Annotated in this window: 17 protein-coding genes and 1 tRNA gene; 12 read left to right on the top strand and 6 right to left on the bottom strand. The window is 52.1% G+C overall.

The window, feature by feature from the left end; genetic code table 11:
- Positions 1 to 346: 346 nt before the first annotated feature.
- The gene (gene fadL / locus ACSIPU_RS13660; protein ID WP_004104187.1) at positions 347 to 1,711 is read left to right on the top strand and encodes a long-chain fatty acid transporter FadL; all 1,365 of its coding nucleotides are present in this window, start codon (positions 347 to 349) and stop codon (positions 1,709 to 1,711) included.
- Positions 1,712 to 1,773: 62 nt separating this feature from the next.
- Here the strand turns inward: fadL and mlaA are convergent, their stop codons facing one another.
- Positions 1,774 to 2,535 (bottom strand): phospholipid-binding lipoprotein MlaA, encoded by a 762-nt coding sequence (gene mlaA / locus ACSIPU_RS13655; protein WP_004104189.1) that lies wholly within the window; start codon positions 2,533 to 2,535, stop codon positions 1,774 to 1,776.
- A gap of 258 nt (positions 2,536 to 2,793) precedes the next feature.
- On the opposite strand from mlaA, the gene ACSIPU_RS13650 reads away from it, so the two are divergent.
- The 3 genes from ACSIPU_RS13650 to ACSIPU_RS13640 all read left to right on the top strand — a co-directional run bounded on the left by ACSIPU_RS13650 (position 2,794) and on the right by ACSIPU_RS13640 (position 5,193).
- Positions 2,794 to 3,690 carry a formate/nitrite transporter family protein gene (locus tag ACSIPU_RS13650; RefSeq protein ID WP_004104191.1) on the top strand — a complete coding sequence of 299 codons (897 nt, stop codon included), beginning with the start codon at positions 2,794 to 2,796 and terminating at the stop codon, positions 3,688 to 3,690.
- 74 nt (positions 3,691 to 3,764) lie between these two features.
- Positions 3,765 to 3,836: transfer RNA gene (locus ACSIPU_RS13645), tRNA-Arg, on the top strand.
- Positions 3,837 to 4,323: 487 nt separating this feature from the next.
- Complete coding sequence (locus tag ACSIPU_RS13640) at positions 4,324 to 5,193, top strand: hypothetical protein (protein WP_004114296.1); 870 nt, start codon at positions 4,324 to 4,326, stop codon at positions 5,191 to 5,193.
- 204 nt (positions 5,194 to 5,397) lie between these two features.
- Here ACSIPU_RS13640 and cynR read toward each other — a convergent pair whose 3' ends face one another.
- Positions 5,398 to 6,303 (bottom strand): transcriptional regulator CynR, encoded by a 906-nt coding sequence (gene cynR / locus ACSIPU_RS13635; protein WP_004104292.1) that lies wholly within the window; start codon positions 6,301 to 6,303, stop codon positions 5,398 to 5,400.
- A gap of 166 nt (positions 6,304 to 6,469) precedes the next feature.
- Between cynR and ACSIPU_RS13630 the strand changes: the two genes are divergently transcribed.
- Both ACSIPU_RS13630 and ypdK read left to right on the top strand, forming a co-directional pair.
- On the top strand, positions 6,470 to 7,657 hold the full coding sequence (locus ACSIPU_RS13630; RefSeq protein ID WP_004104294.1) for a cyanate transporter: 1,188 nt from the start codon (positions 6,470 to 6,472) through the stop codon (positions 7,655 to 7,657).
- Positions 7,658 to 8,023: 366 nt separating this feature from the next.
- Entirely contained in the window at positions 8,024 to 8,095 is a 72-nt protein-coding gene (gene ypdK / locus ACSIPU_RS13625) for a membrane protein YpdK (protein WP_077777854.1), read from the top strand.
- 41 nt (positions 8,096 to 8,136) lie between these two features.
- Here the strand turns inward: ypdK and alaC are convergent, their stop codons facing one another.
- Positions 8,137 to 9,375 (bottom strand): alanine transaminase, encoded by a 1,239-nt coding sequence (gene alaC, locus ACSIPU_RS13620; RefSeq protein WP_004104296.1) that lies wholly within the window; start codon positions 9,373 to 9,375, stop codon positions 8,137 to 8,139.
- A 397-nt stretch (positions 9,376 to 9,772) separates the two neighbouring features.
- Here alaC and ACSIPU_RS13615 point away from each other — a divergent pair, with 397 nt between their 5' ends.
- A complete protein-coding gene (locus ACSIPU_RS13615; RefSeq protein WP_162098335.1) occupies positions 9,773 to 11,452 on the top strand; it encodes a sensor histidine kinase in 1,680 nt (559 codons plus the stop codon).
- Positions 11,453 to 11,463: 11 nt separating this feature from the next.
- Positions 11,464 to 12,201, top strand: coding sequence for a LytR/AlgR family response regulator transcription factor (locus tag ACSIPU_RS13610; RefSeq protein ID WP_023321391.1), 738 nt, complete (start codon positions 11,464 to 11,466; stop codon positions 12,199 to 12,201).
- 43 nt (positions 12,202 to 12,244) lie between these two features.
- Here the strand turns inward: ACSIPU_RS13610 and glk are convergent, their stop codons facing one another.
- Positions 12,245 to 13,210, bottom strand: a complete 966-nt coding sequence (glk, locus tag ACSIPU_RS13605; protein WP_004104302.1) for a glucokinase — start codon at positions 13,208 to 13,210, stop codon at positions 12,245 to 12,247.
- A gap of 262 nt (positions 13,211 to 13,472) precedes the next feature.
- Here glk and ACSIPU_RS13600 point away from each other — a divergent pair, with 262 nt between their 5' ends.
- Positions 13,473 to 14,708: an ion channel protein gene (locus tag ACSIPU_RS13600; RefSeq protein ID WP_024274532.1), complete on the top strand. Its 1,236-nt coding sequence runs from the start codon at positions 13,473 to 13,475 to the stop codon at positions 14,706 to 14,708.
- Here ACSIPU_RS13600 and ACSIPU_RS13595 read toward each other — a convergent pair.
- The gene (locus tag ACSIPU_RS13595; protein ID WP_196557861.1) at positions 14,705 to 16,366 is read right to left on the bottom strand and encodes an alpha-keto acid decarboxylase family protein; all 1,662 of its coding nucleotides are present in this window, start codon (positions 16,364 to 16,366) and stop codon (positions 14,705 to 14,707) included. The two genes, ACSIPU_RS13600 and ACSIPU_RS13595, sit on opposite strands and share 4 nt — an antisense overlap.
- A gap of 176 nt (positions 16,367 to 16,542) precedes the next feature.
- Here ACSIPU_RS13595 and mgrA point away from each other — a divergent pair, with 176 nt between their 5' ends.
- Both mgrA and ACSIPU_RS13585 read left to right on the top strand, forming a co-directional pair.
- Positions 16,543 to 17,535: an L-glyceraldehyde 3-phosphate reductase gene (gene mgrA / locus ACSIPU_RS13590; protein ID WP_032728593.1), complete on the top strand. Its 993-nt coding sequence runs from the start codon at positions 16,543 to 16,545 to the stop codon at positions 17,533 to 17,535.
- A gap of 130 nt (positions 17,536 to 17,665) precedes the next feature.
- A complete protein-coding gene (locus tag ACSIPU_RS13585; protein WP_004104306.1) occupies positions 17,666 to 18,013 on the top strand; it encodes a DUF2502 domain-containing protein in 348 nt (115 codons plus the stop codon).
- A 41-nt stretch (positions 18,014 to 18,054) separates the two neighbouring features.
- Here the strand turns inward: ACSIPU_RS13585 and ACSIPU_RS13580 are convergent, their stop codons facing one another.
- Entirely contained in the window at positions 18,055 to 19,290 is a 1,236-nt protein-coding gene (locus ACSIPU_RS13580) for an Nramp family divalent metal transporter (RefSeq protein WP_004114311.1), read from the bottom strand.
- 346 nt (positions 19,291 to 19,636) lie between these two features.
- On the opposite strand from ACSIPU_RS13580, the gene ACSIPU_RS13575 reads away from it, so the two are divergent.
- Positions 19,637 to 20,839: a NupC/NupG family nucleoside CNT transporter gene (locus ACSIPU_RS13575; protein WP_023329888.1), complete on the top strand. Its 1,203-nt coding sequence runs from the start codon at positions 19,637 to 19,639 to the stop codon at positions 20,837 to 20,839.
- Positions 20,840 to 20,843 lie beyond the last annotated feature (4 nt).

Below are 20,843 nucleotides of genomic sequence, written 5' to 3'. Positions count from 1 at the left end.
CAAGGTGCCAGACAAATAATGTGCTTATTTTACGCCCGGGGCATGCCTGCCTCCAGTCGTTAATGGCGACAAAGGAGATAAGTGACCGAAATCACACTTAAAAATGATCCAAAACAAAAAGTGCCTACTTTGGATTGCGGGTACCCCGGCAAATTTGCCAACTGGATCGCGTTTCTTAGATCACAATTGAAAAAACTTATAAACAAACTTGCAACATATCATCTGGTCAGACCTATACTCAGCGCACTGGTCTGATTTCTCTGTCGTAAAGCAGACCCTACACTTCGCGCTCCTGTTACAGCATGTAACATTGTTTAAATAAAAATAACTCTATGAGGTTATGGGCATGAGCCAGAAAACCCGCCTTACCCAATCTGCCCTTGCAGTGGCTGTAGCACTTGTTTCAAGCCAGGCCTGGTCGGCAGGCTTTCAGTTAAACGAATTCTCTTCATCGGGCCTTGGTCGCGCCTATTCAGGTGAAGGAGCTATTGCTGACGATGCTGGAAACGTCAGCCGTAACCCGGCATTGATTATGATGTTCGACCGTCCGACTTTCTCGGGCGGCGCTATTTTTGTCGATCCTGATGTCAACGTCACCGGCAGTTCAGTTATCGGTAATGACGCCAGCCAGGACAATATCGCGCCAACCGCATGGGTACCCAATCTGCACTTTGTGGCGCCGATTAACGACCAGTTTGGCTGGGGGGCTTCTCTGACGTCTAACTATGGTTTAGCCACCGAGTTCAACAATGATTTTGCCGCGGGCTCAATGGGCGGTACAACCGACCTCGAAACCCTCAACCTCAATCTGAGCGGCGCCTATCGTCTCAACGATCACTGGAGCTTTGGTTTAGGCTTTGACGCCGTCTATGCCAGAGCTAAACTAGAGCGCTACGCGGGCGATTTACCGGATATTATCGGCGCGCAGCTACCGGGAATGGTGAAAGCCGGCAAACTCTCTCCGGCCCAAGCCGCGGCAATTGGTCAACAGGCTGGCGGTATCAGCCGCGATACGCAAATCGCTCGTCTGAAGGGTGATGAGTGGGGCTTCGGCTGGAATGCGGGCATTTTATATGAAGTCGATAAAAACAACCGCTACGGCTTAACCTACCGCTCTGAGGTCAAAGTTGATTTTGACGGAGATTATAAGAGCAGTCTGCCGTCATCCCTCAACCCTATTAACTCTGCCCTCGGTCTGGGACTGCCTTACGGCACAGGTGGTTCGACAATCGGCGGTTCTCTGACGTTGAATCTGCCCGAAATGTGGGAAATCTCAGGTTATAACCGCGTAGCGCCAAAATGGGCCGTTCACTACAGCCTGGCTTATACCAGCTGGAGCCAGTTCCAGGAGCTGAAAGCCACCAAAACCAGCGGCGGCGAAACGCTGTTCTATAAAGATGAAGGTTTTAAAGATTCCTATCGTATCGCTCTGGGTACCACCTATTACCATGACGATAACTGGACCTTCCGTACCGGTATCGCCTTTGATGATAGCCCGGTTCCGGCTTCCAATCGTTCCATCTCTATCCCGGATCAGGATCGCCTGTGGCTCAGCGCCGGTACGACTTACGCCTTTAATAAAGATGCTTCCGTCGACGTCGGTGTGTCCTATATGCACGGTCAGCACGTCGAATTTACAGAAGGGCCGTATACCTTTAAATCAGAAGGTAAAGCCTGGCTGTACGGCGCGAACTTTAACTACCGTTTCTAATCAACAGCAGCAACAAAAAAGGGTGAACATCATGTTCACCCTTTTTACTTTCAACCCGACGGTTACTGTGAATCGATATCTTTGAGATCGCCTTCAATCGCCTGAGCGTTGGGGTTCTCATTCGGAGAAAGTTTACCGCCGTTGGCGATAAAATCATGACGCTGGAAGTAAGCTTCACGCATCAGGATATACGGATCGGAGGACTGACGGAGCAAGCCATCGGAATCCAGCAGCTGCGCGCGGGTTTCGACTCCCTCTACCATCCATTTACCAATAGACATCGGCCATGTCAGCCAGGAAAGAACCGGATACAAGTCATCAGCCATATCACCGCCTTCATCACGCAGCGTAAAGCTGCCGTAGAAAGGCAACTGCACATAGGGGCCGTATCCCACACCATAGTGACCCAGGGTGCTACCGAAGCGAGCAGGCTCAACGCGTTGCAGTTTTGGATTCGCCATTCCCGCTACATCAACCAGCCCACCCATCCCGAGGAGTGTGTTCAGGAAGAAACGCGTAAAGTGCACCATACCTTTATAGGGATCGCCCTTCAGGAAGGAGTTCACCATTACCGCAGGTTCTTCAAGGTTGCTGGTAAAATTGCTCAGACCATTACGCGCCGGCTGCGGAACATAATCTCGCCACGCTACGGCAACAGGCCGAAGAACATAAGGATCGACAACATTGTAGTTGAAGTTGAACATGGTTCGGTTAAAACCTTCAAGCGGATCTGAACGCCCCTGCGGTAGATCGCCAGAACCAGAACTGGCGCACCCCACCAGCAATGTGGCGCCAAGCGCAAGCGCCGACAGGCGAAAATTCATAGGTATCTCCCTGTTAATTTTAGCTATCGCTGGGGGTTATCCGAGGACAGCCGCCTCCATTAAGATATCGCCCGTAAGCATGTGCCTGCTTTCAGCATAGCCTTTTTTGGCATCGTTGTTGATGCCCCCGATTCTATACACATTTTGCAATTTCCGTATTGCTAATCTTGTCATTACAAAGAATTTAGGAGCTTATCCACTCCAAATAACCGAAACCGCTCTACGATTATAATAAAGACCAGCCGTTGAGGAAAAGTTATGAAGCCGCAAACTCACCATGATAGTGAAGATGTTGAGGTTGAAAGTGAAGAAAAACAGAATGGTGAAGAAATTGAGGTGGATGAAGAACGCCTGCCTTCACAGGCGATGGCTACGCATGAAGTGATTCGCCAGGAAGGAGAGAAAGAGCTTGAGCGCGATGCCATGGCGCTCCTCTGGTCAGCGATTGCAGCAGGACTCTCAATGGGGGCTTCGCTGGTTGCCAAAGGCATATTCCATGTCCATCTCAGCGAGCTGCCCGGCGGTTTTTTGCTGGAAAATCTCGGCTACACCTTTGGCTTTGTTATCGTCATTCTCGCTCGGCAACAGCTGTTCACCGAGAATACCGTCACCGCCGTCCTGCCGATTATGCATAAACCCACGCTCAGCAATATCGGCCTGCTGTTACGTTTATGGGGTGTTGTACTGGCGGGTAACTTAATTGGAACCGCTATCGCAGCATGGGCGTTCGATGTCATGCCCGTGTTCGATGAACCGACTCGCGAAGCCTTTCTTAAAATCAGCCTGAAGGTGATGCAAAATCCTCCGCTGGAGATGTTTGCCAATGCGATTATCTCCGGTTGGCTGGTCGCAACCATGGTGTGGATGTTTCCCGCCGCAGGCTCCGCGAAAATTATCGTCATCATCCTGATGACCTGGCTTATCGCCCTGGCGGACACTACGCATATTGTGGTGGGCAGCGTCGAGATTTTCTACCTGGTGTTCAACGGCACGCTGCCGTGGCAGGAATTCATCTGGCCGTTCGCGCTCCCGACCCTTGCCGGAAACATCTGCGGTGGGACCTTTATTTTCGCGTTATTAAGCCATGCTCAGATCCGTAATGATATGAGCCACGAGAAGAAAGCCCGTGCGGCTGAAGAGAGAAAAAAGCGCTAAATGGCTATAGATTAAGCAGTTGGGCCGCGCAAGCTTAACGTGCGCCGAAAATAACGCTATAATCCCGGCGCCATGTCCCCTTAGTTAAATGGATATAACGAGCCCCTCCTAAGGGCTAGTTGCAGGTTCGATTCCTGCAGGGGACAATCTGCCTTGTTACATCGGGAAATCCCTGCCTGACACCCCGCCCCCTTTAGAGATATTTTCGTGTTGCAGGCCTGATGCAAGCGATGGCAGCCCGCTGTTCAACCTTCCAGCTACGCTCGTTAACCGGCGTTTATCGAACAGTTTACGTTCTGAGAACTCCCACCTCCAGCTAAAGCACACGATCCCGTATTGTCATTAACGTCGTATACACCTCCGGATTCAATTCACTACATAAATAATTAAATGCAAATCATTCCCTGTAATAATAGCTATCAATTATAATTTTCTATTAGCGATATATTTAATTACTGCAGAAAAAGTGATAGACTGCACGACAGATAACGGTCTGACCCGATTCACCAATTGATATACAACATCATCTCTGATAAATTATTTAGCATGAATTAAACATCATACAATCATCAATACGTAGACAAAATTCAGCTTAAGAAACTCAAAAGCCAACCTATTTTTCATAAGATAATAATGACCATGGAAAGAAAAGAACGGAACATATGGAAACTCAACAACCTTCCGCCACTGGAATATTGTTCAATCTCTCGCGCTCAAAAATTATTAAATTGTGAATTAGAAGATCTGCTTCATTGGCATGATATTGGTGCAATAAGCCTTTGCATCAAATTAGGCAGAACCAACGGAACGTTAAAGAGTGCTATCCGCCATCAGCAGGGCGGCAACAAACCCTATTTTTTTAACACATCAAATATTGATGAATTGAGCAGAAGCGAAAGATCGTGGTCCCCTCACTCCAAAATAAACAAAATTTTTAGATTCAATGAAAGTGAACCGAACCTGGATGCCCAATATGGAACGCCTGTTACCCAGTTAAAACTCCGGGTTTCCGTATCTGGCCTGTGGTACAGCCACACGAGGAATTTAACGGAAGTACTAGAAAACCCCGATAGCATCATTACTGAACAGCGGATCAGCATAATTTCACCGGCAAGAAACGTCCTCTTCTGTCACTTCACCCCCGATGAGGATGAGAAGCCAACCATCACGATGAATAAGCTTTACATCACTAATCAGGCGATTGAGAAAATTTATGAGCATACCATCAGCAGCCGCCCTCTGGAATTTGCAGAAAAACCGCTAAATATAATTGAGGATAAAGAGGTGCATAATCCCTCAATTATTCTTCAAAATAAACTGCTCATTGAATTCATCAATCACATCATTCAAGCCAACCCACACTTTGGTGATAATATTCTAAACGCAACGGAAAACAATAAAAATAAAATATTCAATATCGCAATGGATAGACTAAGGGCAGAAGGCGTGGTCTCCAGCTACGGCAGTATTAATCTCCCGGCATCAGAATACACGCTCAAATGACTAACCGTGAATTTAAACATTAGAATAAAAACCCTTTCTGGCGCCATGAAGCGGTGGCGCATACCTCAGTTTTAAACGTCAAATGGCCTTCAATATAATTTCAGATATGAACCTGACTTCATAATAAGACCATACTTTATGAATTACCAGTCTGCTAATAAGTCATTTCATATAAACATAAATCAACATAACAACAAAGCTCGCTTATTCAGTATCTGTAAGACCTTCACTGATCTTCATCGCAGCCCGATGCGCCATCAGTATAAATTCGCGGGCCGCGGCGCTTTGCCAGGCGCCCTTTCGCTGTAGCAGACATGCGGTTCTCGCGAGTAACGGTGGGGTGAGTTCAATGGCAGTGAGATCGTCACGCGCCAGAATAATGGACGCCGGAAGCAGGGTTGCCAGCGATGTGCGTTCTACCACGGCCAGGAGAGCGCTAATCGAGTTAGCCTCCATCTGAACTTTCGGTTGAATATCACGCTGCCGGCAGTAACGTTCGATTTGCTGGCGAGTCGCGAAAGCGCGACTGAGCAGAATCAGAGATTCCTGACTGAGCGCAGCCAGCTTGACGCGTTCGGCCGTCGCCAGAGGGTGACGCCGGCCTACCACCAGCGCCAGGGTTTCCGAAAGCAGCGGCTGATAAACAATATCTCGCGCATCGTTGCCTTCGAAAGCAATGCCGATATCGAGCTCATCATTGAGCAACATGGCCTCCATTCGCTCCTGGGTCATCTCTTGCAAATCCAGCGTAATATTTGGGTAACGTTGATAGAACGAAGCCACCAGCGGCCCCACAAAGTAAGTCGTAAAGGTAGGCATCATCGCAATACGTAGCGAACCGCGCTGCAGGTCCTCCACATCATGAAGCGCACGCTGCCCCTCAGCGAGCTCCTGCCGCGCCCTGTGCGCGTACGTCAACCACACCTTCCCGGCATCCGTCAGACAAGTATGACGCCCGCTGCGATCAAAAAGCCGTACGCCCAGAGACTCCTCCAGCTGGCGAATCTGTTGCGATAAAGCCGGCTGCGAAATATGCAGTATCGCTGCGGCCCGCGTAAAACTACCTTGTTCAGCAACGGCAATGAAGTAATTGAGATGTCGCAGCAACATGAATTCACTCATAAGCAATTCAAATGAACTCAATCATAAATAAGTATTTTAACTTATCAAACAACAGGCGTACTCTCCCTGCGCCTTTTGACTGATAGCCCCAGGAGATCGCAATGAATTCCCCCCATCCTTACTTCAGCGCTCAACACGCCACGGTCACCCGGCAATGAATCAGACGCAACGTAACGGCGCCATGCTGCTGGTGTTGGTGCTTATCGGAATGAATATGCGTCCGCTGCTGACATCGCCAGGCCCGCTCCTTCCCCAGATACAGCAGGCAAGTGGTATGAGCTTCACGCTTGCCTCCCTGCTCACTGCGCTCCCGGTGATCGCGATGGGTCTGCTGGCGCTTGCCGGCGGCTGGATTAACAGCCGATTCAGCGAACGTCAAAGTATCGCCTTCAGTCTGTTAATCATCGCCGCCGGAGCTTTACTTCGCGAACTGGCGCCGCAGAGCGCGCTATTACTCAGCAGCGCGCTTCTTGGCGGGATCGGCATTGGTATTATCCAGGCGCTCATTCCTGCGGTAATAAAACGCCTGTTTCATCGTCGGACGCCTCAGGTGATGGGACTCTGGTCAGCGGCGCTGATGGGCGGTGGCGGTCTGGGAGCCGCATTTACGCCGTGGCTGGCGCAGCACAGCGCTATCTGGTATCACGCGCTTGCGTGGTGGGCGCTACCCGCAGCGACAGCGCTCCTTTGCTGGTGGCCGCTAAGCAGAACGTTACCTGTCCAGACGCCATCGACAATACAGCTCTCTGTTTTTCGCCATCGTCGAGCGTGGATACTTAGCCTCTATTTTGGTTTGATAAACGGCGGTTACGCCAGTTTGATCGCCTGGCTGCCACCCTACTATATGCAGTCAGGCTATAGCGCGCAGTTTAGCGGTACCCTTTTGGCGTTAATGACCGTCGGCCAGACTGGCGGAGCGCTACTTCTGCCTGTTCTGGCCAGGCATGAAGATCGGCGAAAGCTTCTGATGCTGGCGCTGGCGCTGCAGCTCATCGGCTTCTGCGGCTTTATCTGGCTACCGCAGCAGCTACCGCTTGCCTGGGCTATCTGCTGCGGTATTGGACTTGGCGGCGCGTTTCCGCTCTGCCTGGTACTGGCGCTCGATCACGCGAAGCACCCCGCTATCGCGGGTCGCCTGGTGGCCTTTATGCAAGGAGTGGGCTTTATTATTGCAGGTATTTCCCCCTGGCTTTCAGGGCTGCTGCGGAGCTTAAACGGCAATTTCCTTCCGGGCTGGATGTTTCACGCCGCCTGCGTCCTGGCGTTAATGCTCCTCACATTGCGTTTTGCCCCGGCACGCTATCCGCAAGAGTGGCAACATCAGAACTCAGCCACTCGCTAAACCCGTCTAATCCTCTTACGGGATGGTTACCCCATCCCGTATTCAGACAGAAAAAAGCCCAAAATCAAGTAACTATATCCCTACAAAAACCATTGTTAACGACCGTCGCCAGAATGAAATTTAATACCGAATGAAATTAATGTGTCGCCGAATCACGACACTCGTAAGTAACTAAAAATTAATAAAAAAATGGCTCTTGTTTCCCTCATTTTTTAGGCGTACATTAGCGCCATCTGGAGCCGTTTACGCTCAGAATTTACAGCTACCGCCGGCTAAAAAAGTGTCGTTTTAGTTAGCGATAGCTGAGCAGGCAATGAAGAGCAAATTCATGTAAGGCGTCTCGCCGAGAGCGCGGAGTGATGAGTCGTGAAATATTTCTTAATGGGCATTTCTTTTATGGTCATCGTTTGGGCCGGTACTTTCGCCCTGATGATCTAGCTTTAACGGTGTTAAAAAAAGGAGCCTCTCGGCTCCTTTTTTTATTCGTTGCTTTCGCTGGTTAACTTAGCCGCTGCCGGAAGCAGCCCGTCGGCGCGGAACATTGATTTAATACCGCGTACGGCCTGGCGGATACGATCGCGGTTTTCGATTAAAGCGAAGCGTACGTGAGTATCACCGTAATCACCAAAACCGATGCCGGGTGAAACGCAGACTTTAGCATCCTGCAGCAGCTTTTTAGCAAACTCCAGGGACCCCATGGCCGCGTACTGCTCAGGGATCTTAGCCCATACGTACATCGAGGCCTTCGGGCACTCCACCATCCAGCCCGCCTCATGTAACCCTTTCACCAGCACGTCCCGGCGGCGTTTGTACTGTTCGGCGATGTCGCGAACGCACTGCTGATCGCCTTCAAGCGCAGCAATAGCCGCAACCTGCAGAGGAGTGAAAGTGCCGTAATCGTGGTAGCTTTTAATGCGCGCCAGCGCATTAACCAACGTTTTGTTACCCACCATAAAGCCAATACGCCAGCCTGCCATATTGTAGCTTTTTGAGAGCGTAAAGAATTCGACGGCCACATCGCGCGCGCCGGGAACCTGCATAATAGAAGGCGCTTTCCAACCGTCATACACAATATCGGCGTAGGCCAAATCGTGCACGACCAGTACGTCATAACGCTTCGCCAGCGCGACGACTTTCTCGAAGAACTCCAGTTCAACGCACTGCGCTGTCGGATTGGATGGAAAACCGAGGATCATCATTTTCGGCTTCGGATAGCTCTCACGAATAGCGCGCTCAAGCTCGTTAAAAAAATCCACGCCTTCAACGAGGGGAACTGAACGAACCTGAGCTCCGGCAATCACCGCACCGTAAATATGAATTGGATAGCTGGGATTCGGCACCAGCACGGTGTCGCCATGGTCAAGCGTCGCCAGCATCAGATGCGCCAGCCCCTCCTTTGAACCGATGGTCACAATCGCTTCTGATTCCGGATCGATCTCTACGTCATAGCGATCCTGATACCAGCGAGAAATAGCCCGGCGCAGTCGCGGGATGCCGCGAGAGGTGGAATAACCGTGCGTATCGGGGCGCTGGGCAACGGTACATAGCTTTTCAACGATATGCGGCGGCGTCGCGCCATCGGGGTTACCCATGCTGAAGTCAATAATATCTTCGCCGCGGCGTCGCGCAGCCATTTTGAGTTCGGCAGTAATATTAAAAACGTACGGGGGGAGACGATCGATACGCGTAAAACGGCGTTCAGGACTGAATTCAGCCATAGATTCCTCGGATTAACGTTAGCGCCCGGACCGTCCGAGCGACGCGGCTGCAACCGCAGCACGTTTAGAAAATAACCCGAATATTTTCTTCCTGTCGAGAGGTGGATTAAAAAAAATTTTTCACGCTGAAAACGGGCATCATTTCAGCTAAATACGGCAGAAAGAAGCATCCTGGATATCATACCCTTCATTAAATTTAACATTTTGATATCTTTAACTTTACGCAAAAAGCACCGCCTGCGCAGACGCTATTGAAACTCAGCGCATCGTCATTAATCCCCTTTTATTTGTGTGACTTTTCCTCATTCCTCTCTTCGGCTGGTCTTCTGCGACGAGGTTTTCTATCATATTGCTTTCTCGCGATTAACACGGCGCACACATGCACGAAATATTTACTATGCTGCTGGCGGTTTTTGACCGCGCGGCATTAATGCTGATTTGTCTCTTTTTTCTCATTCGCCTGCGCCTGTTTCGTGAACTTCTGCATAAATCCGCGCACACGCCAAAAGAGCTGCTGGCCGTTACCGCCATTTTCTCCCTGTTTGCCCTTTTCAGTACCTGGTCCGGCGTACCGGTCGAAGGTTCACTGGTCAACGTGCGTATTATCGCAGTCATGTCCGGCGGGATCCTCTTCGGCCCCTGGGTAGGCGCGATAGTGGGCGTCATTGCCGGCGTACATCGCTATCTAATCGATATTGATGGCGTCACCGCCATCCCCTGCTTTATCACCAGCATTGTCGCCGGTCTACTCTCCGGGTTAATCAGTCGTAAAGTCCCTAAAGCGCAGCGCTGGAAAGCGGGGATCCTCGCCGGGATGCTGTGCGAAACCTTAACCATGATACTCGTGGTGGCGTGGGCTCCATCGTTCTCGCTGGGGATAGATATCGTGTCAAAAATCGGTATTCCGATGATCCTTGGCAGCGTATGCATCGGTTTTATCGTTTTGCTGGTGCAGAGCGTTGAAGGGGAAAAGGAGGCCAGCGCCGCGCGTCAGGCGAAACTGGCGCTCGACATCGCTAACAAAACGCTCCCCTTGTTTCGCCACGTCAATAGCGAGTCCCTGCGTCAGGTATGCGATATTATCCGCCGCGATATTAATGCCGATGCCGTCGCCATTACCAATACTCAACATGTGATGGCCTACGTCGGCGTCGGGGAAATCAACTACCGGGATAACGACGACTTTATCAGCCCGACAACGCAACAGGCGATTCGCTATGGAAAAATCATTATTAAAAACAATGACGAAGCTCATCGGACGCCGGAAATACACTCTATGCTGGTCATTCCTCTATGGGAAAAAGGCATCGTCACCGGTACGTTAAAAATCTATTATTGCCACGCTCACCGCATAACCTCATCGCTACAGGAAATGGCGATTGGCCTGTCGCAAATCATCTCGACTCAGCTGGAGGTCTCCCGCGCAGAGCAGCTTCGTGAAATGGCTAATAAAGCCGAACTGCGCGCACTGCAAAGCAAAATTAACCCCCACTTTTTATTCAATGCCCTGAACGCGATTTCGTCGTCGATTCGCATGAATCCGGACACCGCGCGCCAGTTAATTTTTAATCTGTCGCGCTATCTCCGCTACAACATTGAATTAAAAGATGATGAACAAATAGACATCAAAAGGGAGCTGTATCAAATCAAGGATTACATCGCCATTGAACAGGCTCGCTTCGGCGACAAGCTGACGGTGATTTATGATATTGATGATGAAGTCAGCTTTATGATCCCCAGCCTGCTTATTCAGCCGCTGGTGGAGAATGCGATTGTCCACGGGATTCAGCCTTGTAAAGGTAAAGGGGTGGTGACCATCGGCATTAATGAGTGCGGAAATCGGGTACGAATTAGCGTTCGCGATACGGGGAACGGTATTGACCCTGCGGTAGTGGCGAGAGTCGAGGCTAACGAAATGCCGGGAAATAAAATTGGCCTGCTCAATGTTCATCATCGGGTCAAGCTGCTGTACGGCGAAGGCCTGCATATCCGACGCCTGACGCCAGGGACCGAAATCGCCTTCTATGTGCCTCACCAGCACGCGCCCCAGGCGGCCAGGGAGTCGCTGCTGTCATGAGCGGAGATAAAATGAAAGTCATCATTGTTGAAGATGAGTTCCTCGCGCAGCAAGAGCTCACCTGGTTGATTAACACCCATAGCGAGATGGAGATTGTCGGCACCTTTGACGACGGGCTGGACGTACTGAAGTTTTTACAACACAACAAAGTCGACGCCATTTTTCTCGACATCAATATTCCTTCGCTGGATGGCGTACTACTGGCGCAAAATATCAGCCAGTTCGCGCATAAGCCCTTTATCGTATTTATTACCGCGTGGAAAGAACATGCGGTGGAAGCCTTTGAGCTGGAAGCCTTTGATTACATCCTGAAGCCCTATCAGGAGTCGCGCATCATTAATATGCTGCAAAAGCTGACCAGCGCCTGGCAGCAGCAGCAGCAGCCGAGCGCCGGTGCGATGCCTAATCCGGCCAGGGAAAATGACACCATTAACCTGATTAAAGATGAGCGGATTATCGTCACCAGCATCCACGATATTTACTATGCGGAAGCGCATGAAAAGATGACTTTTGTTTATACCCGAAGAGAGTCATTTGTGATGCCGATGAATATTACGGAGTTCTGCAACAAGCTACCGACGGCGCACTTTTTCCGCTGTCACCGCTCGTACTGCGTCAACCTGAACAAAATTCGCGAAATCGAACCCTGGTTTAACAACACCTATATTCTGCGGCTTCGCGATCTGGAGTTCCAGGTTCCGGTCAGCCGCAGCAAGGTCAAAGAGTTTCGCCAGCTCATGCATCTGTAGGAAAGTTACCCGGATAAGCGATTTATCCGGGTTAACGTAAGGATTAAAGAACCTGTCCCAGAGTCTGACGCAGGTGGGCTCCGGATCCCAGTAGCCCCGGATTGTCGTGGACGATCAGATAGACCGGGATATCCTGCACGAAGGCTTTAAACCGACCTTTATCTTCAAAACCGCCGCGAAAACCTGAAGCTTTAAAGAAATCGAGGAAGCGCGGCACAATGCCGCCAGCGATATACACGCCGCCAAAAGTACCGAGCGTCAGCGCCAGGTTACCGCCAAAGCGGCCCATAATGACGCAAAATAGCGATAGCGCGCGACGGCAATCGATGCAGGTATCGGCCAGCGCACGTTCAGTCACATCCTTAGGCTGCAGATTTTCCGGCAGACGCCCGTCAGATTTAACGATCGCATGATAAAGGTTCACCAGTCCGGGCCCTGAAAGTACGCGCTCGGCGGAGACGTGACCCAGCTCGGTACGCAGCTCTTCCAGAATAATGCCTTCCTCTTCGCTGTTAGGCGCAAAATCCACGTGCCCGCCCTCTCCCGGCAGGCTCACCCAGCGCTTATCGACATGAACCAGATGAGCAACGCCCAACCCGGTACCTGCGCCATAGACGGCTATCGGCTTGCCTTCAATCGGCTTCGCGCCGCCAAACTGAATCAGATGTTCGGCTTTCAACATCGGGATCGCCATCGACACCGCCGTGAAATCATTAATGATTTCCAGATGCGAGAACCCCAGATTTTTTTTCATCTCGGCGATAGAAAATGCCCAGGTGTGGTTGGTCATCGCCACCCAATCGCCGGTAATGGGACAGGCGATGGCTATACAGCCGTCCTCAACCTTGACGTTATGCTCTTCCAGATAGACCTGAACAACAGCTTCAAGACTGGGATAATCGAGCCCGGAATAGGTCTTTGCACGGGAGATCTCCCCGCTTGCCAGATCGCACAACGCCAGACGAGCATTCGTTCCGCCTACGTCCCCTACTAAAGCAAATTTTGTCATTCCGTTACGGCTCCGCTAAAGTCAAAATAATTCTTTTGGCACACTCTAAATTCATGAAGCGCTAACAACAACGACCAACGCATAAGCGCCCCTGGTTTAGCGATCTGCGTCACAATTGAACTGAAATTCATGAAAAATTGAGCATCCTGGCGCTTACAATTTTCAGGTTGCATCATTACTTTATCGTTTCAGCACCATTTGCGTCGACGCTCTTTACGAGTCCATGCAAATTAGTGCCAAGGATACTCAGAAGGATATTTTCATGCTGCACCCACGCGCCAGAACCATGCTCCTATTATCGATACCCGCAGTCGTCATTGGTATTGCTTGCAGTCTGGTTTTAATCGTGGCGATGAAAATAGCCGCCGTTTTGCAAAATATCCTGTGGACCAGCCTGCCTGCGAGCGTAGGCATCAATGCCGATGGCCCTTTGTGGACGATGGCTATTCTCACCGGAACCGGCATCGCCGTTGGGCTGATCGTGCGCTTTAGTCCCGGGCACGCGGGACCGGACCCGGCAACAGAGTCGCTGATAGGCGCACCGGTCAGCACCAGCGCGCTGCCGGGTCTGCTTGCGGCGCTGATAGTGGGTCTGGCGGGCGGCGTTAGCCTGGGGCCGGAACATCCTATTATGGTCGTGAATATCGCCCTGGCGGCTGCGGTGGGCAGTCGCCTGTTTCCACGCATTACCCCTCTGGACTGGACGATTCTCGCCGCCTCCGGCACCATCGGCGCGCTATTCGGCACTCCGGTCGCGGCGGCGTTGATATTTTCGCAAACGCTGAACGGCAGCAACGATGTTCCCCTGTGGGACAAGCTATTTGCTCCGCTGCTTGCGGCGGCAGCGGGTTCCCTGACCACCAGCCTGTTTTTTCACCCCCATTTTTCGCTACCGCTGCCTTATCTGTCGGAGCTGCGCTTCGTCGACATTATTAGCGGCGCCATCGTGACGCTTATCGCGATTGCCGTTGGCATGGTCGCCGTCTGGTGCCTGCCGCGTCTACACACGCTGATGCATCGTCTGAAAAATCCTGTGCTTACGCTGGGCGTCGGCGGGTTTTTATTAGGGATTCTGGGCGTCATCGGCGGGCATATCACGCTATTTAAAGGCCTTGATGAGATGCAGCAGTTGCCGGTAAGCCTGACGCTTGGCGCCAATGATTACCTGCTTATTGCCGTGATCAAGCTTGCGGCGCTGATACTTGCCGCCGCCTGCGGTTTTCGCGGCGGGCGTATTTTTCCTGCCGTGTTCGTCGGCGTCGCGCTCGGTCTGATGCTGCATGCACACGTTCCCGCCGTACCGGCAGCCATCACGGTTTCCTGCGCTATCCTCGGCCTGACGCTGGTAGTGACGCGTGATGGCTGGCTGAGCCTGTTTATGGCGGCGGTGGTCGTGTCGGATACCACGCTACTGCCGCTACTGTGCATTGTTATGCTTCCGGCCTGGCTGCTGCTGGCCGGAAAGCCGTTGATGATTGCCAGAAAGCATAGCGATTAAACGCGGCTGTTCCTCTCTTCCAGCGCCTGAGTGACCGTGCGCAGAAAGTCGGGGATATCCATTTTGGGCAGCATCACCTCTACCAGCGTCAGTCTGTCTGAGGCGACGCTGCTATTCATCGCTTCTCTCAGCTCATGCGTGCGAGTCACGCGCCAGCATCGGGACGGGACATCGGGAGCAAAAGCATCAGGCAGACGATTCCAGTCCCAGAGCGCAATATCGTTATACCGCTGCTCGGGGCCGTGAATCGCGCGCTCCACCGTATAGCCTTCGTTATTGAGCAACAGAATCAGCGGACGTTGCTTATCCCTGAGCATCGATCCCAGTTCCTGAATAGTTAACTGCGCTGCGCCATCGCCGACAATCAGCACGACCCTTCTGTCCGCCGCTGCTATTTGCGCCCCGTAGGCTGCCGGAAGGGTGAAACCTATCGATCCCCATAGCGGCTGGACAATCAGCGTTGCGTCAGTGGGCAGCTTAAGCGCGGCGGCGCCAAAAGCCGCGGTTCCCTGATCGGCAAGAATAATGTCTCCCGGGCGGAGCTGTTCCTGCACCGTACTCCAGAAGTTTTTCTGCGTCAGGCTTCCTTCAGGCGCGCCGCTCACCCCGGGCGCCTGAATATTCGGCGGCACCCATTCCCCCGCCAGACTTGCGGAGAGCTCGATGACTATTTCGAGCGCCTTATCCATCGGAACCCGGCTGAACCAATGGTCGCCTACCCGAACGGCAAACGGCTGGATTTCAATCGTTTTTTCCTGCGGCAGATGCTGGGTAAAGCCCGCGGTAATGGTGTCGGTAAAACGGGTGCCGATACAAATAATGGTGTCAGCGTTTTCAATGGCCTCGCGGGTTTCCTCTGCGCTCGCAATCCCGCTGTAAGTGCCAACAAAACCGCTTTGTTGCTCATCAAAAAGCCCTTTGCCCATTAACATCGTGGCGCAGGAGACGGGCACGCTGGCGACCCATTTTCTGAGAACATTTTGTAGCCCATAGCGCTGAGCAAGAAAATCAGCCAGCAGCGATACGCGACGACGACTTCTGAGCATCCGCTCCGCGTGCTCTCGGAGTCCCGCCAGCTGGTTCTCATCGGCAGGCAGACTCGGAATAAGCAAAGGATGTGCAGGGGGTGTCGCTTTTGCCTTCGCCACATCGGCAGGCAGCATCAAATAACCGGGGCGATGATGGGTGAGCATCTCGCAGAGTACGCGGTCGATTTCATGGCAGGCATTTCCCGCCGCCAGTACCGCCTGAGAGCAGGTAATCTGCTCGCTCATGCGCGAGAAGTGGCTGAAATCACCGTCGCCCAGCGTATGGTGCAGCAGCTCGCCGCGCTGCTGCGCGCCGGTTGAGGGGGCGCCGACAATATGCAGAACCGGAACATGTTCGGCGTAGCTGCCGGCAATACCGTTAAGCGCGCTCAGTTCGCCGACGCCGTAGGTGGTCAACAGCGCGCCTGCGCCTTTGATACGCGCATAGCCATCAGCGGCGTAGGCCGCGTTGAGCTCGTTAGCGCAACCTACCCACCCTAAATTCTGCTGCGCAATAACGCTATCGAGAAACTGTAAATTGTAATCACCAGGTACGCCAAACAAGCGGTCTATGCCGCAATCTACGAGACGATCCAGCAGATAATCGCCAATGGTATAAGTCGGTTGCATATCCTTACTCTCCTCTCGTGCAGGTAAGTTGAGTATTGAATAAGCAGTTGCGCTGTCCAGATTGCACTCAACAAAGACGGTGGAAAGCAAAATTTACGCGTTCCGGGAGTATACTCGCCGGCAAACATTCTTTAGTGTAAACGTATACACAACCCTGTTTTAAGTGCGGAGGAAGTATGGTTTACCAGGCAAACACCACGCGATATCAAACGATGGAATACCGCCGTTGCGGTCATAGCGGGCTAAAGCTACCGGCAATTTCTCTTGGGCTTTGGCATAATTTCGGCGACGAAACGCGGGTGGAAACCAGCCGTCAGCTTCTGCGTCACGCATTCGATCTCGGCATCACCCATTTCGACCTGGCCAACAACTACGGGCCACCGCCGGGTTCCGCGGAGAGCAATTTTGGTCGCATCCTGAAAGAGGACTTCTTGCCCTATCGCGATGAACTGATTATCTCCAGTAAAGCCGGTTACACCATGTGGGACGGCCCCTATGGCGACTGGGGCTCACGCAAATATCTGATTGCCAGCCTCGACCAAAGCCTTAAACGAATGGGCCTCGACTATGTCGATATTTTCTACCACCACCGTCCCGATCCTGAAACGCCGCTGCAGGAAACCATGCGCGCGCTGGACCATCTCGTCCGCCAGGGGAAGGCTCTGTACGTTGGATTATCGAATTATCCTCTCGAACAGGCCCGGGAAGCCGTCAATATTCTTAACGAGCTGGGCACACCGTGTCTGATTCATCAGCCTAAATATTCCATGTTCGAACGCTGGGTCGAGGGGGGTTTACTCGATTTCCTGCAGAGCGCAGGGGTGGGAAGTATAGCGTTTTCACCGCTTGCCGGCGGCCAGTTAACTAACCGTTATCTGCATGGCATTCCGGCGGATTCCCGCGCCGCCAGCGGCAGTCAATTCCTGCAACCGGATCAGCTTACCGAAAGCAAACTGGAAAAGATTCGTCAACTTGACGCAGTGGCCGAAGCCCGCGGGCAGAAGCTCTCGCAGATGGCCCTGGCCTGGGTGCTGCGCGACGAGAAAGTGACTTCGGTATTGATTGGCGCCAGCAAAACCACGCAGCTCGACGATGCGATTGGCATGCTGGGAAACCGCCGTTTCACCGCCGAAGAACAGGCAACGATTGACGCAATCCTTGCGGTGTAAATTCATTTTTACTTTAGCAAAAAGTGCTCTCACTGGCGATTTAGGAGTTCCTCCGATGCGACGGGGCTTTACTGCCCCGTAATATCGGGTTAACAGGCCGACAACGGCCCCGATCGTGAAGGAGAAGAGTATGTTCAGGTCACTGATTTTGGCTGCAGTGCTTCTGGCTTCAGCGCCATTGGTCGCTAACGCTGGTGAAATCACCCTGTTGCCATCAATAAAATTACAAATTGGCGATCGCGACAATTATGGTAACTACTGGGACGGTGGCGGCTGGCGCGACCGTGATTACTGGCGTAAACACTATGAATGGCGCGATAACCGCTGGCGTCGTCACGATAACGGCTGGCATCGCGGCTGGGATAAAGGTAAAGCCTACGAACGCGGCTATCGCGAAGGCTGGAAAGATCGCGACGACCGACGCGGCGGCTGGGGACGAGGCCATGGCGGCCGCGGCCATGGTCACGGGCATCATTAATCGCAAAAGGGAGCCATCCGGCTCCCTTTTTAATTACCTGCTTAACCGACCAGCGTTCCAACAATCAGCCAGCCGTTGAGCACCACAACCACCGCGACAATCGCCCACCCCAGCACTTTCACCCACCGGGAATTAACCAGATCCCCCATCAGCCGCGCATTGCTGGTAAAGATGAGCAGCGGCACCAGCGCCAGGGCGATACCGAAGCTCAGCAAGACCTGGCTCATCACCAGAATACGCGTCGGATCAAGCCCCATCAAAATCACAATGAATGAAGGCAGCATGGTAATGGCCCGACGAAACCACAGCGGGATATGAAAGCGAATAAAACCCTGCATTACGACCTGCCCCGCCAGGGTGCCTACAACCGTGGAGGATAAACCGGCGGCGACCAGGCTCAGCCCAAAGATGGTGGCTGCCGCGTGGCTCAACAACGGCTCCAGCGTCAGATAGGCCTGATCGAGATCGGCAACGCCGGTGTGACCATTGAAATGGAAGGCCGCGGCGGCGGTCGCCATCATGGCCAGGTTAACAAAACCTGCGATTGTCATAGCGATGGCAACATCCCAGCGCGTGGCGTTATAGCGCTCTTTGCGCGTCCCCCCGTGCAGGTGCTGAGTGAGCGACGAGTGTAAATAGATAACATGCGGCATGATGGTCGCCCCCAATACCCCGGCGGCAAGGAATACCGCTTCGCTGGTTGGCAGAGACGGTACGAGCATGCCTTTCGCCAGCGGCGCCAGCGCCGGCTGGGAGAAGATAAGTTCAACGACATAAGCCGCCGCAACAAACAGCAGCAGTCCGCCGATGACTTTTTCCAGCGGTTTTTGTCCGCGGCGCTGTAGCATCAGGATCAGGAACGTCGCGATCCCCGTCAATACCGCGCCCTGCAGCAATGACACGCCGAGCACCAGCTTAAATCCAATGGCTGCGCCAATAAACTCTGCAAGGTCGGTCGCCATAGCGATAATTTCCGCCTGCACCCAGTAAAACCACACCACCGGACGCGGGTAGTGGTCGCGAATTTGCTCTGCCAGATTTTTACCGGTAGCGATACCCAGCTTCGCCGACATCACCTGAATCAGCATCGCCATCAGATTTGCCCACACGACCACCCATAGCAGTTGGTAGCCAAAGCTGGCGCCGGCCTGGATGTTAGTCGCGAAATTACCCGGATCGATATAGCCAATGGCAGCAATGAACGCAGGCCCCATCAGGGCGAGCTTAATCTTGCGCGCTGCGCGACCGCTGCTATTCTCAACGCGACTGTTTGTCATTTTCTGCCTCTGGAAATATAGCCTTTGCTATGTTTTATGCTATCAAAATGCGAATGATTATCAAGTTCATTTAGAGCGATGATAATGATTGCTGTGATAGGGGGGAACGATAGCAGGTCAGTAACTTAAAACCGGGGAACTGATAAATTCTCTTAATCAGTCATCAGAATAGTACAACAGCGCAACTTTTAAAACTTTTACGTAACATAACAAAAATGCATGGTTGATCACTATTTTTGCCATTAGTCACATATCCTTGCAATAGTGTGTGCTGGCTCTCGTTTTCTTTGCGCTTGTTACATAGAATGTGCACAGAAATTTAACCTGCCTCATATTTGGAGCAAATATGGACCGCGTCTTGCACTTTATTCTCGCGATCGTAGTGGTGGCTATTCTGGCCCTGTTGGTCAGCCACAACCGTAAGCAGATTCGTATTCGTTATGTCATTCAGCTGCTTGTCATTGAAGTGCTGCTGGCCTGGTTCTTCCTGAACTCTGACATTGGTCTGGGTTTTGTGAAGGGCTTCTCCGAGATGTTCGAAAAACTCCTCGGCTTTGCCAATGAAGGGACAAACTTTGTCTTCGGCAACATGAACGACAAAGGCCTGGCTTTCTTCTTCCTGAAAGTTCTGTGCCCTATCGTCTTCATTTCCGCGCTGATTGGTATTTTGCAGCATATTCGTATTCTGCCTATCGTCATTCGCGCGATCGGAACCGTACTGTCCAAAATCAACGGTATGGGCAAGCTGGAATCCTTTAACGCAGTCAGCTCGCTGATTCTGGGTCAGTCTGAAAACTTCATCGCGTATAAAGATATTCTTGGCAAAATGTCCCGCAACCGCATGTACACCATGGCTGCGACCGCGATGTCTACGGTATCCATGTCTATCGTAGGTGCGTACATGACCATGCTGCAGCCGAAATACGTTGTTGCGGCGCTGGTACTCAACATGTTCAGTACCTTTATCGTTCTGTCGCTGATTAACCCGTATCGCGTTGACGAAAGCGAAGAAAATCTGCAGATGTCTAATCTGCATGAAGGCCAAAGCTTCTTCGAAATGCTGGGTGAATATATCCTGGCGGGCTTTAAGGTGGCGATTATCGTGGCCGCCATGCTGATTGGCTTTATTGCCCTGATCTCTGCGCTGAACGCCCTGTTCGCCACCGTTACCGGTTGGTTTGGCTATAGCATCTCCTTCCAGGGGATCCTCGGCTATATCTTCTATCCGGTGGCGTGGATCATGGGCGTACCGGCAGGCGAAGCGCTGCAGGTAGGTAGTATTATGGCAACCAAGCTGGTTTCTAACGAATTCGTCGCCATGATGGATCTGCAGAAAGTGGCCGCCACGCTCTCACCGCGTGCGGAAGGTATCATCTCTATCTTCCTGGTCTCCTTCGCTAACTTCTCATCTATCGGCATTATCGCTGGCGCAATTAAAGGCCTGAACGAAGAGCAAGGTAACGTGGTTTCTCGCTTCGGCCTGAAGCTGGTTTACGGTTCCACTCTGGTGAGCGTGCTTTCTGCGTCTATCGCCGCGCTGGTACTGTAATCCC

This window comes from Klebsiella sp. HN106, from assembly GCF_051209435.1.
Lineage (GTDB): Bacteria > Pseudomonadota > Gammaproteobacteria > Enterobacterales > Enterobacteriaceae > Klebsiella > Klebsiella oxytoca.
This window is presented reverse-complemented; position numbering and strand designations above follow the sequence as displayed.

Coding starts and splice junctions, on each gene's coding strand:
- fadL (WP_004104187.1), top strand. CDS start 347: ATGAGCCAGAAAACCCGCCTTACCCAATCTGCCCTTGCAGTGGCTGTA.
- mlaA (WP_004104189.1), bottom strand. CDS start 2,535: ATGAATTTTCGCCTGTCGGCGCTTGCGCTTGGCGCCACATTGCTGGTG.
- ACSIPU_RS13650 (WP_004104191.1), top strand. CDS start 2,794: ATGAAGCCGCAAACTCACCATGATAGTGAAGATGTTGAGGTTGAAAGT.
- ACSIPU_RS13640 (WP_004114296.1), top strand. CDS start 4,324: ATGACCATGGAAAGAAAAGAACGGAACATATGGAAACTCAACAACCTT.
- cynR (WP_004104292.1), bottom strand. CDS start 6,303: ATGTTGCTGCGACATCTCAATTACTTCATTGCCGTTGCTGAACAAGGT.
- ACSIPU_RS13630 (WP_004104294.1), top strand. CDS start 6,470: ATGAATCAGACGCAACGTAACGGCGCCATGCTGCTGGTGTTGGTGCTT.
- alaC (WP_004104296.1), bottom strand. CDS start 9,375: ATGGCTGAATTCAGTCCTGAACGCCGTTTTACGCGTATCGATCGTCTC.
- ACSIPU_RS13615 (WP_162098335.1), top strand. CDS start 9,773: ATGCTGCTGGCGGTTTTTGACCGCGCGGCATTAATGCTGATTTGTCTC.
- ACSIPU_RS13610 (WP_023321391.1), top strand. CDS start 11,464: ATGAAAGTCATCATTGTTGAAGATGAGTTCCTCGCGCAGCAAGAGCTC.
- glk (WP_004104302.1), bottom strand. CDS start 13,210: ATGACAAAATTTGCTTTAGTAGGGGACGTAGGCGGAACGAATGCTCGT.
- ACSIPU_RS13600 (WP_024274532.1), top strand. CDS start 13,473: ATGCTGCACCCACGCGCCAGAACCATGCTCCTATTATCGATACCCGCA.
- ACSIPU_RS13595 (WP_196557861.1), bottom strand. CDS start 16,366: ATGCAACCGACTTATACCATTGGCGATTATCTGCTGGATCGTCTCGTA.
- mgrA (WP_032728593.1), top strand. CDS start 16,543: ATGGTTTACCAGGCAAACACCACGCGATATCAAACGATGGAATACCGC.
- ACSIPU_RS13585 (WP_004104306.1), top strand. CDS start 17,666: ATGTTCAGGTCACTGATTTTGGCTGCAGTGCTTCTGGCTTCAGCGCCA.
- ACSIPU_RS13580 (WP_004114311.1), bottom strand. CDS start 19,290: ATGACAAACAGTCGCGTTGAGAATAGCAGCGGTCGCGCAGCGCGCAAG.
- ACSIPU_RS13575 (WP_023329888.1), top strand. CDS start 19,637: ATGGACCGCGTCTTGCACTTTATTCTCGCGATCGTAGTGGTGGCTATT.